Origin of the sequence: Bradyrhizobium sp. HKCCYLR20261, from assembly GCF_051168435.1 — a bacterium.
Classification (GTDB): Bacteria; Pseudomonadota; Alphaproteobacteria; order Rhizobiales; family Xanthobacteraceae; genus Bradyrhizobium.
In genome coordinates, this window is the sequence record NZ_JBNPUZ010000021.1 from 66,134 (window position 1) to 83,775 (window position 17,642).

Below are 17,642 nucleotides of genomic sequence, written 5' to 3' on the forward strand. Positions count from 1 at the left end.
CGTGACGCGCTCAGATCGATCGCGGCAGCGGGGCGGCGTGCCGGGCGATCGCCCGCTGTCCCGTGCCGCGCGCGGCCGCGGCATCCTGCTGCCGCGGAGCTGAAGGCGTAAAGCTGAGCTCGACCGTGGTGCCGCCCCCCGGCGTCTCGCGCAGCGCGACGCTGCCCTGATGCGTCACCATCACCTGCGACACGATCGAGAGCCCGAGCCCCATGCCCTCGCCGCGCGCCTGGCCGCGCTCGAACGGCTGCAGCAGGCGCTCCGGACGGTCCGCCGGCAGGCCGGGTCCGGAATCGATCACGCTGAGGCGCGCGGGCGCGTCGACCTCGACCAGAATGGGTCCGCCCGTGCCGGCATGCGCGACGGCGTTCCTGATCAGGTTGGAGAGCGCGACCGCGATCGCGGGCTCCGAGCCCTGAATCCAGACCGGCGAATCGAGCCCGGAAAATTCGATCTCGAGGCCGGCCGTCAACGCCATCGGCACATGCTCGGCGGTGACCCGCCGCGCCAGCGCGACGAGATCGATCTCGCCGAGTTCGACCTCCTCCATCGAAATGCGCGCGAGCTGCAGCAGCATGGTGACGATCGACGACAGCTTCTGGTTCTCTGCGATGAGCTTCGCGCGCAGGGCCGGCTCGGGGATCGTCTCGAGCATGGTGCGCGCATTGGTCAGCGGCGTGCGCAGCTCATGGGCCGCGTTGGAGAGGAAGTTGCGCTGTGCCGCGGCGGCGTGATCGATGCGCGACAGCGCGCGGTTGAACGCCGTGACCAGCGGCAAGAGCTCGGCCGGCGCGTCGCGCTCGGGCAGCCTGCGGCCATCGGGCACGCCGTCGATCAGCTCGGCGGCGCGCGCCACCGCCCGGACTGGGCGGGCGATCAGCGTCGGCACGAACAAGAGCGCCGCGGCCACCGTCGCGACCAGGACCAGGATGATCGGCAGCGCGACGATGGTGGCATCGGTGAGGGTGCCGAGCATCAGCTGCGTCGATGTGTAGGCAACGCCGCCGGTCTCGATCCAGACCTCGCCGACCGGCGTATTGCGCACGGCGGTCATCCGCTTCAGGCGGCGCGTCTCGCCGTCGATCGCATAGGCCAGGAAGCTGGTGCGGTCCTGCGCAGTCGGATTCTTGTTCGGCCGCCAGGGCGGGATCGAGCCGTAGCTGACCTCGCCGCTCTTGTCCGAGACGACGTACCAGAACGACGGGAAGTCCTGCATGATCTTGTCGAGGCGGGCCGTCTGCTTGACCTGGAGCTGGCCGCCGGCATCGCGCGCCACCGCCTCCTTCAACGCATCGGCGACGTCGGCGGCGCCCCAGGTGCCGTCATCGTCGCCGCCGAACCTGATCAGCAACGCGGCGGCGCAGATCAGCATGATGGTGCTGAGGGCGCCGATCAGCGTCGCCGAGAGCAGCGTGATCGAACGTCGGACACGTGAGAGCTTCTGCCAGTAGCACATCGCTCACTCGCCGCTCAGGAGATAGCCGAGGCCGCGCACGGGCCGGATCGTCGCCTTGCAGCTCGCCTCGCGCAAGCGGCGGCGCAGCCGCGAGACATGGGCCTCGATCGCATTCGACTGGATGTCGTCCTCGAAACCATAGGCCGCGGATTCCAGCGTCTCGCGCAGCACCACCCGGCCGCTGCCGCGGACCAGCGCCTCGAGGATCGCGAGCTCGCGCCGCGGCACCACGATCGGCGCCTCGTCGACGCACACGGCGCGATTGACGATGTCGTAGCTGAGATTGGCAATCGAGACCATCGCGCCGCGGTCCAGGAAGAGCCGCCGCAGCACGGCGCGCGCGCGGGCCACCAGCTCGATCGGCTCGAACGGCTTGGTGACGTAGTCGTCGGCGCCTTCGTCGAGCGCGCGCGCGACGTCGGCGGGATCGTCCAGCGCGGTGAGCACGACCGTCGCCGGACGCGGCTTCTGCTGCCGCAGATCGCGCAGCAGCGCCAGCCCGTCGCCATCGGGAAGACTGCGGTCGATCACCACCAGCTCGAAATTCCGCACGGCGAGGGCGGCACGCCCTTCGTCGAGCGTGGTCACCACGTCCGACGAGCCGAACGCCGTCGCGAGCGCATCCCGCAGCCAGAGCCCCAGCTGGGGATCATCCTCAACGACCAGAACGCGCACGCTCGTCTCCTGCAACATCGTTTCCGCGTGTTGCTATCATTACGAACGGATTACAATAGAATTACGTCGTCGGCGCTCTGGTACCGTCCGCGCGAATGAATGGTAGAATTTCTCTATTCTGCCGGCCGGTTCGTTCATGTTCACGCACGCCATGCTGATACGCGCCACGTTCAAGAGCTCCATGCAGCCAGGTTGCGGCGCGGCGAATTCCGCTGTGATTGTCGCCTCTCTTTACGGCGTCGTTTAGTTGCAGTCGGCGGATCGAGAGCCTCGCGCCGGATCGAGCTGCAGCGGCCGCGCGGGCAATCCTCCCACGTCTCGGCGGGCATCATTCCTGCGCCCCGCGACATCCTCGGTTAACGAGCGCGGCGCTTCTCGTCCGGAGCGGTTACCGTCGTATGACGTGACGGACATCCGTGCGGCGCCGGCCTCATCAGCACAACAGCGGAACGTCAGCTTGGCGTAATCGTCCGGGCGCAGACATCGGCCGCGCGACAACATCCGCTTCGCCTACGCCCCGCCCTCTTTCGTTCAATCCGACATGTTTCATGCATTTGCGTTTTCGGCTCTCGCCGACCGGTCCGCCGGCCATCCGGCGTCCTGGCGCCGTCCCTTTCTGCGCTGGCTCGACGGCATCGAGGCCGGCTGGGCCGTGCCGCTGCTGCTGGCCTGCTTCGTCATCGTCTGGACGATCTATCTGTGCATCGCCTATGCCGGCGCCGGACTGCATCCCGACGTGCTGGAGACCTGGAGCTTCGGCCGGCAGTTCAGCTGGGGCAACGTCAAGCACCCGCCCCTGATGGGCTGGATCGCCGGAGCCTGGTCGAGCGTGTTTCCGGCCTCCGACGGATCATTCCACCTGATGGCGATGACCAATGCCGCGCTGGCGCTGTGGTGCGTCGACCTGGTGACGCGGCGCTTCGCCGCCGGCGACAAGCGGGTCATCGTCCTGCTGCTGCTGATGCTGACGCCGGCCTATCAGTTTCACGCACAGCGCTTCAACGCCAACTCGGTGCAGCTCGCGACCTGGCCGCTGGCGACCTACTGCTTCCTGCGCGCCTTCGAAACGCGGACGCTGCCCTGGGCGGCCGCAGCCGGTCTCACCGCCGCGCTCACGGTGCTCGGAAAGTACTATTCGGTCTTCCTGTTGGCGAGCTTCGCGCTTGCCGCCGCGGCGCATCCGCAACGCCGCGCCTACTTCACATCGGCCTCGCCCTGGATTTCGACCGTCGTGGGCCTCGCTGCGCTGTCGATGCATCTCGACTGGCTCATGGCCCATGATGCCATGCCCATCCAGCATGCGCTGGCGCATGCGAGGTCCGACCTCGCGACGTCGCTGCGGGATGCGCTGTTCTTCGTGCTGGGCCTGCTGGCGGCGATGGCGGTTGCGGCCGTGACCTGGATCGTCGTCGCCGGCCCGAGGATCCGCCGCTTCGCAGCCGAGATGTCCGGGCTGAACGACGGTCTGCGGCTGCTGGCCTACATCGCCATCGGCACGGTCTGCCTGCCCGTCGCCAACGCGCTGATCATGGGCACCGACCTGCCCTCGCTGTGGGCGCTTCAGGGACTGTTCCTGTTCGTGGTGGTCGTCGTATGCGGCGCGAGCTATCCGGTCGAGCGCTTCCACACGGTCAACATGACGGTGCTCACGGCGGCCATCGCGGTTGCAGCCGCCCTCGTCGGGGCACCGCTGCACGCGCTCTACCGCAACACGCACGGCTATGAGGAAGGGCGCACGTACTACCAAGAGGTCGCGAACGAGGCGACACGGCAGTGGCGAGAATGGACAGGGCGGCCGCTCGCCCGGGTCGACGGCACGGAAAGTCTTGCGCTCGCGACGGCCTTTTACAGCCCTGACCACCCGGTTTACGGCAGCGGCGCAGCGGATCAGGCCGGACATTCAAACGACGATTACGGCAGGGTTTCGCTGTGCTTCCAGGATCAGCCTGATTGCATCGCGGCCGCGGAGGACGCGGCCGCTCGCTCGGGTTCCTTCATCAAGCGCGAGTTCGTCGTGCAATCGCGGCTACTCGGGTGGCTCGGATGTACACGGGGGGTGGTGGCGTTGCTGGTCACGCGCTGAAGCTGGGAGCAGTGCCGAGGTGATGAGTGATCGCTGCGTGCCGGGCAGGACAACAGGCAGGCGATCGGATGGAGCATGGTCCATCATTGCAGGCCGTCCGGATGTGTGGGGCTGGTACACAATCCGAACGGCCTGCCGACTGGACCTTTGACGTTCGAAGCCATGCGGTGCCAGCTCATGATGAACGATACCGCGGGTGGCAATGAGCCGACCTGATCGGACGATTCAAATTCCGCGGCAGCAGTCCATGTCCTTGCAATCGAATGCAGCATCGCGATGACGAGGGATTGCTCGCCTTCACACGCGGTCGATAGCGTCGATACTCCGCGACGATCACGAGGACATGGGAAAACTAGCGTGCCCGCCTTACCGCAGCCTTACGACGAACGCCGCCACGCCATGGAACTCACACGCTGAACTACTTCGCTGCGCAAATTCGTTCACGATGTCGTTGTCTCTGTCCGTCGCGTCGACCGAGAGCACGGGGCGTGTACGAGACCCATGACTGGCCGGGAAAAACTCCATGATAGGACAGGATGAACAACCTTGTGTCTAAGCTCGCGATCCTCGGCCCGCTCGGCTGTCCGGTGTTCGCCGGCACGCCACACCAGTTTCCCGAGCTGATGGCCGGCCTCCTGGCGCGGTAGATTGCAGCTAAGGCCCTCACGACATCATCGCCCAATACCGGCGGTGATGGTTCCCCCGTCAAGAGGTGGCCCTACTGGAACTCATCTCGACTTGTGTTATAATGCCGCTGTGCACGATCTCCGGGAGCCTTCGGTACAGCGCGCGCAGCTCAAGGTCGACGTCCGGGCCAATGAGCCGGACTGGACACCTGCGCGACAGGAGTTATGGCGGCGCATCGCCGCGCATGATTTCGAGCCGGCTACGCCGTTCAACTTCACCCAACGTTTGGCGCGCGATCACGGCTGGAGCCTCGACGACGCCCGGGCCGCGGTCGACGCCTACCGGCGCTTCTGCTTCCTCGCGATGGTCTCGCCCAAACCGGTGACGCCGAGCGAGGTGGTCGACGAGGTCTGGCACCAGCATCTGATCTACTCGCGCGACTATTGGACGACCTGGTGCGGCGAGCGGCTGCAGGCCCCGCTGCATCACGATCCGACGCCCGGCGGACCGGAGGCACAGATGACCTACCGCCGGCAATATGCCGAGACGCTGGCGCTGCACGAACGCTTCTTCGGGCCGCCCAGCCCCGATCTGTGGCCGGCGACACATATCCGTTTCGCCGGACCGCGCTATCACGTCACCGACCTCACTTATTGGCTTGTCCTGCCGCGGCCCCGCGCATGGCTGCGGCGGCTGTTCAGGAGATGATTATGGCGCTCAATCCGTTCGACTGGACGGCCGGCCCATTCCTGCTTCTCTATATCGTTCTCGGTGCCATTGTTTTCCTCAAGGGCTTCGCGCTTCGCGGCACGATCGGACCGGCGTCGGTCAGCGCCCGGCCGTCCTTGAGCGAGCTGGAGCTCGCCTATCTCGCCGGTGGCGCGCCACGTCTCGGCGACGCCGTCCTGCTCGGCTTCGCCGCGAACGGCACAGCAACTTTCACGGCCCGCGATCATAAGATCACGGTAACCGACCAAGCGCCGCTGGCGGCGCTGATGGATCGTCCACCGCGGCTTGCGCTGCGCCCGGACATGACACGGCAGGAATTCCAGGAGGCGCTGGCGCCGCTCACGGCGCGCATCCGGGCGCGGCTGGAGACGCTCGGCTACGCGCCGACCGACAGCCAGATGACGGCATTCCGCAAGTCCGTGCTGCCGTTCGTCGGCGCGCTCGTCATGTTCGGACTGATCAAGGTCCTCGTCGGCGTTTCGCGGCATCACGACGTGGGCTTTCTGATGATGCTGATCTTTGCCACGGTGCTGGGCACGGCCGTGCTCGCACGGGCGCCCACCCGCACCCACGCCGGCAACGCGGTGCTGCGGAGCTATCAGACGACGCATGCGCGCGCGGCCCGCGCCCCGCGCGAGCACGAATTGCTGCTGGCCGTCGCGCTGACCGGCGCCGCGGTGCTGTCCGGCACCGCTTACGCCTCGGTACTGGCAACATCCAAGGCGCTCAGCAGCAGTGGTGGCTGCGGCGGTGGTGGCTGCGGAGGTGGAGGAGGCGGCGGAGGCGGCTGCGGCGGCTGCAGCTGACCTCAACCAAAGGGAGACGCCGAGTGGCGCCGTCGCTCATGCGCACATCCGGCTCTAATCGCGGCCTCTGATCACAGCCTTTGATCATGGCATCAGCCCAGCTGATTCAGCATCACCCCCACAACCGGTGGACGCACCTAGTCCCGTTACAATCCATGTAGCAAGCCAGCAACATCTCAGGCGTGTCTGGTTGCTTCATACCATTTCTCCAAGCCTCTGCATGTTTCCGGTGATAGGGTTCCATCGGGAACATTGTTGTGGTTGCGTACACGGGGCGGGACATGAGGGCTGGATTGCAAGTCGATGGGTACATCTGTGCGTTGAGTGAACTGAGCCCACGTCGCCGCCGGCTTCCCTACGAGAGCAGCGTGTCAGCGCTGGCCCTCGGGCTTGCTCTGCTGACGCTCGGCACCGCTGCCGCCAACGCAGACTGTACGCCCGCCGCCGCCGACAACGTCACGGCGTCGTGCACCGGCACGACCACCAACCAGGGCGCAGGCGCTCCCGGAACGAGCGCCAGCACCTTCGGCTATGGCACCGGCGTCGAGACGGGCGTCTCCCTCACTATCGCGGTCGGAGCGAACGTGACCGGATCGAACGCCGGACTGAACATTCACGACGGCAGCATCCTCAATTCAGGGACGATCACCGGCACCGGCTTGAACGGCGTCCAGGGCTACAACCTCGCCATCTCGAATGCAGCCGGCGCCACGATCACCGGAAACAACAACGCCATCGAGGCCTATTCGTCTTTCATCATCGTCAACTCCGGCACCATTTCCGGCGCGGCGGGCTTCGTCAGTCCCTTCGGCTCGGGGACCGTCACGAATCTCGCCGGAGGCCTCATCACCGGGACGAATCTAGGCGTCGGCGGCGGCAACGGCGTCCTGGCGGTTCTCAATTCCGGCACGATCAGCAGTCCAGGGGGAGCCGTCTTCCTCGGCAGCAACTCACTGATCTACAATGACGGCACGATCACCGGCGGCGTCTATGGCATTTCCGCCTCCGGCTCCGCGATCGTCAACGCCGGCACGATCAACGGCGGGATCAGCTTCTTTGGTCCGGGCAACACGCTGACGCTGCTGCCGGGCTCGGTCATCAACGGCCTGGTGGGCGGCAGCACCAACAACGCGCTGCAACTCGGCGGCAGCGGCAACGCAACCTTTGACATTTCGCAGCTTGGTGATGCCGCGCAGTATCGCAGCATCTCGACCTTCAACAAGGTCGGTGACTCCTCCTGGACCCTGACCGGCACCAGCACCTACACCGGCGCCGTCAATGTCAATGCAGGCACGCTGCGGGTCGACGGCAATCTTGCATCCGCCGGCAATCTCACCGTGAATTCGGGCGGCACGCTGAGCGGCACCGGCAGCATCGGCCGTACGACGGTGGCGAGCGGCGGCATCCTTTCGCCCGGCAACGGCACCGCCGGCACATCACTCGGCGTCTCCGGCAGCCTCGCCTTTCAATCGGGTGCGATCTATCTGGTGCAGGTCTCGCCCGCGACGGCGTCCACGACCAATGTCAGCGGCACCGCGACCCTCGGCGGCGCGACCGTCAACGTCACCTTCGCGCCGGGCAGCTATGTCGCCAAGACCTACACCATCCTCACCGCGAGCGGCGGCGTCTCCGGGAGCTTCGCGCCGATCGTCAACGCCAATTCGACCACGCTCACGCGGTCGCTCAGCTACGACGCCAACCACGTCTATCTGAACGTCGCGCTGGGCTATGCCGGCATCGCGGGCCTGAACGGCAACCAGCGGGCCGCCGGCAACGCCCTGACCAACGCGTTCAATGCGGCCGGCGGCATTTCCGCGGCCTATGCATCCCTGACACCGGCCGGCCTCACGCAGGCGGCCGGCCAGCTCGGCGCATCGCCGCAGCAGACGACCTTCGGCGCGATGGGACAGTTCATGGGCCTGTTGACCGACCCGCAGCGCGGCAGCCCGGCGGCTGCTCCGGGCGGAGCCACGGGCTATGCGGAAGAAGACGATCGCGCCAGCGCCTATGCGGCGCGCCGGCGCGGTGATGCCTTCGCGATGGCGACCAAGGCGCCGGCGGCAGCCTTCGCGCCGCGCTTCGGCATGTGGGCCTCCGGCTTTGGCGGATCGCAGACGACCGACGGCAATGCGGCCGTAGGCTCAACCAACACGACGAGCAGGCTCTACGGCACGGCCGTGGGCGCCGACTATCAGATTGATCCGAGGACGCTGGTCGGTTTCGCGCTCGCGGGCGGCGGCACCAATTTCGACGTCAGTGGCCAGGGCTGGGGTCGCTCCGACCTGTTCCAGGCCGGTGCCTATCTGCGTCACGTGCAAGGCCCGGCCTATGTCGCTGCGACGGCGGCCTATGGCTGGCACTCGATCTCGACCGATCGCATCGTCACCGCGGCCGGCACCGATCACCTGAGCGCCGCGTTCAACGCCAACGCCTATTCCGGCCGCGTCGAACTCGGCAGCCGCTTTGTCGCGCCCTGGATCGGCGGCATCGGCCTCACGCCCTACGGCGCGGTCCAGGTGACCGCCCTCGACCTGCCGGGCTATGCGGAGCGCACGGTCTCCGGCAGCGGCGCCTTCGCGCTTGCCTACGCCGCCCGGACATCCACCGACACACGCACCGAGCTCGGGCTTCGGACTGACAAGTCCTATGTCATGCAGGATGCCGTGCTGACCCTGCGCGGCCGAACCGCGTGGGCGCACGATTTCAATCCGAACCGCACGGCCGCCGCGACCTTCCAGGCACTGCCGGCCGCGAGCTTCGTCGTCAATGGCGCGGCGCAGGCGAGCGAAGCCGCGCTGAGCAGCGCGTCCGCGGAGCTGAAATGGACGAACGGCTGGGCGGCGGGCGTGACCTTCGAGAGCGAGTACTCGAACGTCACGCGCTCCTACGCCGGAAAGGGCGTCGTCCGCTACGCCTGGTGAGACCTGCCCGTCGCGGGACCGGCGCGCGATTGCACGGCGATGCCGCGGCCTGAGCGTATCGAGCATGATGCGTTTCCATGGAATCGCATCCATGGAAGGCCTCGGCCGCGTGTCTGATGCAGCAGCTCGCAGCTTCGAGATCAGCCCCGCTGTCACCCTCCCCTGGAGGGATCGCATCATGCTCGCAAGCAGAATGTCGGCGGATGGGGCGCCACATCCGGCGCGTCGCTGCCCCGAGATCTCAATCGTTCCGCGCCAGCACCTCGCGCACGGCGTCAGTCAGCCGCGCGAGCTCGGGCGCGGAGCCGATCGTGATGCGCAGATAGTCGGCGATCCGCGGCGCGGTGAAGTGGCGAACCAGCACCGCGCGCTCGCGCAAGGCGGCGGCGAGCTGCTGGCCCGAATGGTTGGGATGCCGCGCGAAGACGAAATTGGCGCTGGAGGGCAGCACCTCGAAGCCCAGCCGCAGCAGCGCTGCGGTGAGGTCGGCGCGGTTCTGCATGATGGCCGCGCGCGTCTGCTGGAAATGCGCCTCATCCTCGATCGAGGCGATCGCACCGGCCTGCGCGGGCCGCCCCAGCGGATAGGAATTGAAACTGTCCTTGACCCGCGTCAGGCCCTCGATCAGTCCGGCATCGCCGATCGCATAGCCGACGCGCAGGCCTGCGAGCGCGCGCGACTTCGACATCGTCTGCACCACCAGCAGATTGGGATGATCGGTGATCAGCGGGATCGCGGTCTCCGCGCCGAAATCGACATAGGCCTCGTCGATCACGACCGCCGCGTCGCTGCGGCCCTGCACGAGCCGCGCGATCTCGGCGCGCGACAACGCAATGCCGGTCGGCGCATTCGGATTGGCGATGATCACCGGCCCCGGCCGATCGAGATAATCGTCGATGCGCACGCGCATCTCGGCGTCGAGCGGGACCGTCGTGGCGGCGATGCCGAGCAGCCGGCAATAGACGGGATAGAAGCTGTAGGTCACGTCGGGAAACAGCAAAGGCGCCGGCTGCTTCAACAACGCCGCGAAAGTGTGCGCGAGCACCTCGTCCGAACCGTTGCCGACGAACACCTGCGCGGGCGACACCTTGTGGTAGTCCGCCAGCACCTCGCGCAGACGCATGGCCTGCGGATCGGGATAGAGCCGCAACGTGTCGGCCGCCGCAGCCCTGATCGCCTCGATCGCCTGCGGCGACGGACCGAACGGGCTCTCATTGGTGTTGAGCTTGACGAGGCCCGGGATCTGCGGCTGCTCGCCGGGCACATAGGGCGACAGCCCATGGGCGAGCTCTGACCAGAAGCGACTCACGATCGTTCTCCTGCGGACGCAAGACACCTCGCGCAAGGCGACGTCGCGCTGTTCCGAAAGTACGGATGGGATGATGGGGGTTTCATCGGCAAATGGCGCGCCCGGAACGATTCGAACGTCCGACCCTCAGATTCGTAGTCTGATGCTCTATCCAGCTGAGCTACGGGCGCGTTTTTCGCATTTGGCAGGACCGACCGCGAAGGCCAAGCCCCGGAAGGCCGGGGCGGCAATCGCCGGCGGCCTCGCGAAGGGCCTCTGACTAACGGCTCGGAGGCCGCTTGGCAAGGCGGAAGCGGGAGATTTTGTGCGCCTTTTTTGGGAGGGCTGATCGGCGCCACGGGCCGAGATGACCTCCCGTGGCCATCGGCGGTTCAGGCGCTGGCGCGCTCGGTCCAGAAGGTCTGCAGCTCGACCGGCCGATCGGGGATGGTGATCCGGAACGTGGCGCCCAGGGTGCCTTCCACGAGCTGGATGTCGCCGTCATGAGCCCGCACCAGCTCGGCGGCGATGGCAAGGCCGAGGCCCGAGCCGCCGGGACGGCCGGCGCCGCGGAACGCCTCGAACAGGTGCTCGCGCACCTTTGCCGGCACGCCGGGACCGGTATCTGACACCTCGAGAATCGCCACCGCGCCCTCGCGGCGGCCGGTGATGCGGATCTGGCGGACGCCGGCATCGCCCGACAGGCTCTCCAGCGCCTGGGCGGCGTTGCGCACCAGATTGAGCAGCACGCGGAACAGCTGGTCGGGATCGGCATCGATCTTCAGGCCGCGCTCGACCGCCGCGACCCAGGTGATGGAGACGTCCGGGGACAGCCCGGCGGTCTCGCGCACCTCGGCAACGACCGGCTCGACCGCGACCATGCGGCGGTCCGGCGCCGGCTCCTGCACCTTGCCGTAGGACAGGGTGGATTGGCAGAACGCGATCGCGCGCTCCAGCGAGCGCATCAGCTTCGGCGCGAAACGCTGCACCCGCGGATCGGGCACGCTCGCGAGCTGGTCCGACAAGAGCTGCGACGAGGCCAAGAGGTTGCGCAGGTCGTGATTGATCTTGGAGACGGCGAGGCCGAGTGCCGCAAGCCGGCTCTTCTGATGCAGCATCGAGACGAGGTCGCGCTGCATGTCGGCGAGTTCGCGCTCGGCGACGCCGATCTCGTCCGAGCGCTGGCTCGGCACGATGATTCGCGCCGCGCTCTCCGGATTCTCATGGAACCCGACCAGGCTCGCGGTCAGGCGCCGCATCGGCCGCACGAACAGGTAATGCAAGGCGAGATAGACCAGCGCCGCGGTGAGCATCGCCAGCAGCAGCGATACGCCAAGCAGGTTGCGCGAGAACCGGTACATCGCCCGGCGCAGCGGCTTTTCGTCGGTGACCACCTCGATGAATTGTGCGCGGCCAGGCGCCGGCCCGATCACGCGCATGGTGTGATCGCCGGTCTCGGTCATCATTTTCAGCGAGTTCACGATCGACGACCACACGGTCATGTCGCGCATGTCGTAGTCATGATCGATAGAGGCCGGCAGATCGGCGCTGGCGAGCAGGCGGCGCTGCTGGCCCATCTTGATCGCGACGCCGCGCGCGTTGATGGAGGTCAGGATCTGGCGCGCCAGCGAATCCGGCACCATGCCGGAGGGCGCGGCGTCGAGCACCAGCGCGGCGGTATTGGCCGCGGCGAGGCGGTCGTTGAGCCGGTTGGTCCAGAAATTGGCGATCGCGGGCACGTAGACGAGAACCGCCGCGATCATCACCAGCGGAATCGTCAGCAGCAGCAGCTTTCCGGACAAGCCGAGCCGGCGCGACCGCTTAGGTCGCAGGCGCTCCAGAATCGGCTGGTTGTCGCTCTCTGTCACGTCTCGCCCTTGTAAGAGACACCCCCACCCTTACGGCTCCGCAAGATGGGACTGCCCAGGAGTCCGGTCAAATTACGGATCGCTCATGTTGAGGTTTCCAAGTCGTTCACAATGGAACCCAGAATTGTACGATCCCGGCCGGCCTTGGCCTCATCGGGACACTCGTCTAGCGCTTGTCCTGCATCCGCGTCTTGCACGCTATTGATCCGGTCACATTACGGGACGCTGACCAGCATCCGTGACGAAGGCGTTTACGCCGCCTGCTTCGCACCTCCTCCGAGCGGCCGGTCGGACGTCTTGTCGCGATCGTTTTGCCGCGATTGACGAAGGCGGGACGCTCCCTTATAAGCCGCGCCAACCGTCCGCGATGACCCGGCCCGCCCGGGAGCGGCTCGATTTCTGGGCCGGCAGCGGTCCACTTTGGGCCCAAAAGCATCACCGGACATCAATCGACATTTCAAGCCGGCAAGTTGTCAACTGGCAAATTGCCCGTCAGCGGAGAACGACCCGTGAAGCGGACTTATCAACCCAGCAAACTGGTGCGCAAGCGCCGTCACGGCTTCCGCGCCCGTCTCGCCACCACCGGCGGCCGCAAGGTCCTCGCCGCGCGTCGCGCCCGGGGCCGCAAGCGTCTCAGCGCCTGATACCAGGGCGTCTGTCCCGGAGATTTCCATCATGGATCGGCTGCGGCAGCGGGCGGACTTTCTCGCCGTTGCCGATGGCGTACGGGCGAACAGCCCTGCCTTCGTGGTCCAGCGCCGGGAACGGCCGGACCAGGGACCGGTCCGGATCGGCTTTACCGTTACCAAGAAGAATGGCACCGCCACGGAGCGTAACCGCATCCGTCGGCGGTTGCGCGAGCTTGTGAAACGGCTCGATCCCCTGACGATGCGGCCGCACAGTGATTATGTGCTGGTCGGCCGGCGGGACGCGCTGTCACGCGACTTCGATATCATGCTCGCCGACCTCCAGGCGACGCTCCGCCGCCTCGACCGGCCGCAAGCCAAGCAGCAGCAAACCAAGCCGCAGCCTCATGTTAAGCCGCAGCTGCGCAAATCCTCGGATGCGAGCAGGCGACACGCTCCCGCGCCGGACGCGCATTCCCGTGAAACCGGATTGAACGACGAGACGATAAGAAAACGATGACCGACAATCGCAACACCATCCTCGCCGTCATTCTCTCCGGCCTCGTGCTGATCCTGTGGCAGGTCTTCTACAACGGCCCGCAGATGGAGAAGCAGCGCGCCCAGGCGCAGCTGCAGGCCGAACTCGCCAAGAAGCAGACGCCGGCCGCGCAGCCTGACGGCACCGCGCCGTCGGCGACGCCGCAGCCGAACGCCGCCGCGGGCACGCCGAGCGCCCCGGGTGGCGCAACGGCTCCCGCCACCGGCGTGATGCCGCGCGAGACCGCGATCGCCGCCAATCCGCGCATCAAGATCGACACGCCGCGGCTGACCGGCAGCATTTCGCTGAAGGGCGCGCGCCTCGACGATCTCGCCTTCGTGCAGTATCGCGAGACGGTCGACCCGAAATCGCCCGCGATCGTGCTGTTCTCGCCGTCCAACACCGCGGAACCCTATTACGCCGAGTTCGGCTGGGTCGGCGCGCCCGGCGCCAAGGTCCAGGTGCCCGACCAGAACACGGTGTGGCAGCAGGACGGCAGCAATGCGCTGACGCCGTCGACCCCGGTCAAGCTGACCACGACCAACAGTGACGGCCTGACCTTCAAGCGCACCATCTCGGTCGACGAGCACTATCTGTTCACGATCAAGGACGAGGTCACCAACGCCGGCAGCGCGCCGGTCACGCTGTATCCGTTCGGCCTGATCTCGCGCCACGGCACGCCGCACGTGTCCGGCTATTACATCCTGCATGAAGGCCTGATCGGCTATCTCGGCGACAAGGGCCTGCAGGAATACACCTACAAGAAGATGGACGACGAGAAGGCGGCGAAGTTCGACGTCACCAATGGCTGGCTCGGCATCACCGACAAATATTGGGCGACGGCGCTGCTGCCGATGACGGACGCCCGCCTGACGGCGAACTACTCGTCGAAGCTGGTCGACAACCAGCACCGCTATCAGACCGATTATGTCGAGACCGCCCAGACGGTGGCGGCCGGCGGCTCGGCCGCCGTCTCGACCCGGCTGTTCGCCGGCGCCAAGGAGGCCGGCGTCGTCGGCATCAATTTCCCGATCGGCGGTCTCGGCGGCTACAACCAGCAGCTCGGACTGAACCATTTCGATCTCATGATCGACTGGGGCTGGTTCTACTTCCTGACCAAGCCGATGTTCCTGGCGCTCGACTTCTTCTTCCGCTTCTTCGGCAATTTCGGCGTCTCGATCCTTCTGGTGACGGTGCTGGTGAAGCTCTTGTTCTTCCCGCTCGCCAACAAGTCCTATGCCTCGATGGCCAAGATGAAGGCGATCCAGCCGCAGCTGCAGGCGCTCAAGGAGCGCTATCCGGACGACCGGATGAAGCAGCAGCAGGAGATGATGGAGATCTACAAGAAGGAGAAGATCAACCCGGTCGCGGGCTGTCTTCCGGTCGTGCTGCAGATCCCGGTGTTCTTCTCGCTCTACAAGGTTCTCTTCGTCACGATCGAGATGCGGCACGCGCCGTTCATCGGCTGGATCAAGGATCTCTCGGCGCCGGATCCGACCAATCTGTTCACGCTGTTCGGCCTGATCCCGTTCGATCCGACCCAGATCCCGGTGTTCGGGCACTATCTCGCGCTCGGCATCTGGCCGCTCATCATGGGCGTCACGATGTGGGTGCAGATGAAGCTCAACCCGGCGCCGCCGGATCCGACCCAGGCGATGATCTTCAACTGGATGCCGATCATCTTCACTTTCATGCTCGCCGGCTTCCCGGCCGGCCTCGTGATCTACTGGGCCTGGAACAACACGCTGTCGGTGCTGCAGCAGGGCTTCATCATGCGCCGCAACGGCGTGAAGGTGGAGCTGTTCGACAACATCAAGGGCACGTTCAAGAAAAAGCCGGCGTGACGAGCAAGGCGGCGTGAGAAAGTCGGCGGCGCCACTGGCGGCCGTCATTGCGAGGAGCGCAGCGACGAAGCAATCCAGAGTCCTTGCTCAGCCCTGGATTGCTTCGCTTCGCTCGCAATGACGAGGCGAGAGCGTTTCATGACCACCAGCGCCGATGCGGATGAGCGCCTGATCGAGAAGGGCCGCAAGCTGTTCGCCCAGGCGTGGCGGTTCACCCATGCCTCGCCGTCGATCGCGAGCCTGCCGCCGATGTCCGGGCAGATCGAGATCGCCTTTGCCGGCCGCTCCAATGTCGGCAAGTCCAGCCTGATCAATGCGCTGACCGGCCAGAACGCGCTGGCCCGCACCTCGCACACGCCGGGCCGCACCCAGGAGCTCATCTTCTTCGAAGGACCGGCGAACGCGCCGCTGCGCCTGGTCGACATGCCCGGCTACGGCTACGCCGCCGCGGCCAAGACCAAGGTCGCGTCCTGGACCGAGCTCATCCACCAGTTCCTGCTCGGCCGCGCCTCGCTCGCCCGCGTCTACGTGCTGATCGACGCCCGGCACGGGCTGAAGGAGGTCGATCAGGAGATCCTGAAGACGCTCGACAAGTCCGCCGTCAGCTACCAGCTGGTTCTGACCAAGGCCGACCAGATCAAATCCGCCGAGCTCGCGAGCCGCATCACCGAGACCGAGGTCGCGCTCGCCAAGCATCCGGCGGCGTTTCCGCACGTGCTGGCGACGTCGTCGCGCTCCGGCACCGGGATGCCCGAGCTGCGCGCCGCCATGGCCCGCCTGCTCGAGGAGCGCGGCGCATGACGGCGCTGTGGCGCATCCTGATCGCGCTGGCCGGACTGATGGGCGCCGCCGGCGTGGCGCTGGCGGCCAAGGCCGCGCATGATCCTGATGCTTCGCGGCTCGCGACCGCTTCGACGATGCTCCTGTTCCACGCCTGCGCCCTGCTCGGCACGGTCGCGCTGGCCGAACGCGGTATCGTTCAGCGCCGCATCGGCATGGTCGCGGCCCTCGGGCTGGTGCTCGGCGCGGCTCTCTTCTCCGGCGATCTCATGATGCGGCAATTCGCGGGCGACCGGCTGTTTCCGTTCGCCGCGCCGACCGGCGGCATGCTCCTGATCGGCGGATGGCTGGTGCTCGCCATTGCCGCAGCGTGGCCGCGGCGGGCGTGATCCCGCGCTTTGCGCGAGCCCGGCAATCGGATAGAACCGCGCCCGACGTCCCGACAGCCGAGATCCCCCCGACATGACCGACGCGACCACCATCAGCCCGCTCGATCAGGCCCGCATCCTGTCCGAAGCGCTCCCGCATATGCAGGAGTATGACGACGAAACCATCGTCATCAAATATGGCGGCCACGCCATGGGCGACGAGGACACCGCGAAAGCGTTTGCGCGCGACATCGTGCTGCTCGAGCAGACCGCCATCAATCCGGTGGTGGTGCATGGCGGCGGCCCGCAGATCGCGACCATGCTCAAGCGCCTCGGCATCGTCTCGGAATTTGCCGCAGGGCTGCGCATCACCGATGCCGCGACCATCGAGATCGTCGAGATGGTCCTGGCCGGCTCGATCAACAAGCAGCTGGTCGGCTACATCAACGAGGCCGGCGGCAAGGCGGTCGGCCTGTGCGGCAAGGACGGCAACATGGTGCGCGCGGTGAAGGCCTCGCGCACGATGGTCGATCCGGACAGCCACATCGAGAAGGTGGTCGATCTCGGCTTCGTCGGCGAGCCCGACAAGGTCGACCTGACGCTGCTCAACCAGCTCATCGGCTATGAGCTGATCCCGGTGCTGGCGCCGCTCGCGACTTCGAAGGAGGGCCAGACCTTCAACGTCAACGCCGATACCTTCGCCGGCGCGGTGGCTGGCGCGCTGAAGGCCAAGCGCCTGCTGCTGCTCACCGACGTTCCCGGCGTCCTCGACAAGTCGAAGAAGCTGATTCCGGAACTGTCGGTGAAGGACGCGCGCAAGCTGATCGCAGACGGCACGATCTCCGGCGGCATGATCCCGAAGGTCGAGACCTGCATCTACGCGCTCGAGCAGGGCGTGCAGGGCGTCGTGATCCTCGACGGCAAGGTGGAACACGCCGTGCTGCTCGAGCTGTTCACCAACCAGGGCACGGGCACGCTGATCCACAAGTGAGCGGCTTCCACCATCTCGCTCCGTCATGGCCGGGCTTGACCC

Annotated in this window: 14 protein-coding genes and 1 tRNA gene; 10 read left to right on the forward strand and 5 right to left on the reverse strand. The window is 66.6% G+C overall.

Annotation, left to right across the window (positions count from 1 at the left end):
* Window positions 1-10 precede the first annotated feature (10 nt).
* Both ACQR1L_RS31380 and ACQR1L_RS31385 read right to left on the reverse strand, forming a co-directional pair.
* Entirely contained in the window at window positions 11-1,456 is a 1,446-nt protein-coding gene (locus ACQR1L_RS31380; RefSeq protein WP_434861786.1) for a sensor histidine kinase, read from the reverse strand.
* A gap of 3 nt (window positions 1,457-1,459) precedes the next feature.
* On the reverse strand, window positions 1,460-2,131 hold the full coding sequence (locus tag ACQR1L_RS31385) for a response regulator (protein ID WP_434861787.1): 672 nt from the start codon (window positions 2,129-2,131) through the stop codon (window positions 1,460-1,462).
* Between the two features lie 541 nt (window positions 2,132-2,672).
* Here ACQR1L_RS31385 and ACQR1L_RS31390 point away from each other — a divergent pair.
* The 4 genes from ACQR1L_RS31390 to ACQR1L_RS31405 all read left to right on the forward strand — a co-directional run bounded on the left by ACQR1L_RS31390 (window position 2,673) and on the right by ACQR1L_RS31405 (window position 9,297).
* Window positions 2,673-4,214 (forward strand): glycosyltransferase family 39 protein, encoded by a 1,542-nt coding sequence (locus tag ACQR1L_RS31390; protein ID WP_434861788.1) that lies wholly within the window; start codon window positions 2,673-2,675, stop codon window positions 4,212-4,214.
* A gap of 756 nt (window positions 4,215-4,970) precedes the next feature.
* Entirely contained in the window at window positions 4,971-5,549 is a 579-nt protein-coding gene (locus tag ACQR1L_RS31395) for a glycine-rich domain-containing protein (RefSeq protein ID WP_434861789.1), read from the forward strand.
* A gap of 2 nt (window positions 5,550-5,551) precedes the next feature.
* Window positions 5,552-6,376 carry a TIGR04222 domain-containing membrane protein gene (locus ACQR1L_RS31400; protein ID WP_434861790.1) on the forward strand — a complete coding sequence of 275 codons (825 nt, stop codon included), beginning with the start codon at window positions 5,552-5,554 and terminating at the stop codon, window positions 6,374-6,376.
* A 368-nt stretch (window positions 6,377-6,744) separates the two neighbouring features.
* The gene (locus ACQR1L_RS31405; RefSeq protein ID WP_434861791.1) at window positions 6,745-9,297 is read left to right on the forward strand and encodes an autotransporter outer membrane beta-barrel domain-containing protein; all 2,553 of its coding nucleotides are present in this window, start codon (window positions 6,745-6,747) and stop codon (window positions 9,295-9,297) included.
* Window positions 9,298-9,538: 241 nt separating this feature from the next.
* Here the strand turns inward: ACQR1L_RS31405 and hisC are convergent, their stop codons facing one another.
* From hisC to ACQR1L_RS31420, 3 genes are all read right to left on the reverse strand, one after another.
* Window positions 9,539-10,606: a histidinol-phosphate transaminase gene (hisC, locus tag ACQR1L_RS31410; protein WP_434861792.1), complete on the reverse strand. Its 1,068-nt coding sequence runs from the start codon at window positions 10,604-10,606 to the stop codon at window positions 9,539-9,541.
* 93 nt (window positions 10,607-10,699) lie between these two features.
* Window positions 10,700-10,776 (reverse strand) — tRNA-Arg (locus tag ACQR1L_RS31415).
* A 201-nt stretch (window positions 10,777-10,977) separates the two neighbouring features.
* On the reverse strand, window positions 10,978-12,453 hold the full coding sequence (locus tag ACQR1L_RS31420; RefSeq protein ID WP_434861793.1) for a sensor histidine kinase: 1,476 nt from the start codon (window positions 12,451-12,453) through the stop codon (window positions 10,978-10,980).
* Between the two features lie 509 nt (window positions 12,454-12,962).
* Between ACQR1L_RS31420 and rpmH the strand changes: the two genes are divergently transcribed.
* The 6 genes from rpmH to argB all read left to right on the forward strand — a co-directional run bounded on the left by rpmH (window position 12,963) and on the right by argB (window position 17,600).
* The gene (gene rpmH, locus ACQR1L_RS31425; protein ID WP_006609582.1) at window positions 12,963-13,097 is read left to right on the forward strand and encodes a 50S ribosomal protein L34; all 135 of its coding nucleotides are present in this window, start codon (window positions 12,963-12,965) and stop codon (window positions 13,095-13,097) included.
* 31 nt (window positions 13,098-13,128) lie between these two features.
* Window positions 13,129-13,599, forward strand: a complete 471-nt coding sequence (gene rnpA, locus ACQR1L_RS31430) for a ribonuclease P protein component (protein ID WP_434861794.1) — start codon at window positions 13,129-13,131, stop codon at window positions 13,597-13,599.
* Window positions 13,596-15,461, forward strand: coding sequence for a membrane protein insertase YidC (gene yidC, locus ACQR1L_RS31435; protein ID WP_434861795.1), 1,866 nt, complete (start codon window positions 13,596-13,598; stop codon window positions 15,459-15,461). The genes rnpA and yidC overlap by 4 nt, the downstream gene beginning before the upstream one ends.
* Window positions 15,462-15,599: 138 nt before the next feature.
* On the forward strand, window positions 15,600-16,262 hold the full coding sequence (gene yihA / locus ACQR1L_RS31440; protein ID WP_434861796.1) for a ribosome biogenesis GTP-binding protein YihA/YsxC: 663 nt from the start codon (window positions 15,600-15,602) through the stop codon (window positions 16,260-16,262).
* A complete protein-coding gene (locus ACQR1L_RS31445) occupies window positions 16,259-16,630 on the forward strand; it encodes a DUF423 domain-containing protein (RefSeq protein WP_434861797.1) in 372 nt (123 codons plus the stop codon). The genes yihA and ACQR1L_RS31445 overlap by 4 nt, the downstream gene beginning before the upstream one ends.
* A 73-nt stretch (window positions 16,631-16,703) precedes the next feature.
* A complete protein-coding gene (argB, locus tag ACQR1L_RS31450) occupies window positions 16,704-17,600 on the forward strand; it encodes an acetylglutamate kinase (protein WP_434861798.1) in 897 nt (298 codons plus the stop codon).
* The last annotated feature ends 42 nt before the right edge of the window (window positions 17,601-17,642 follow it).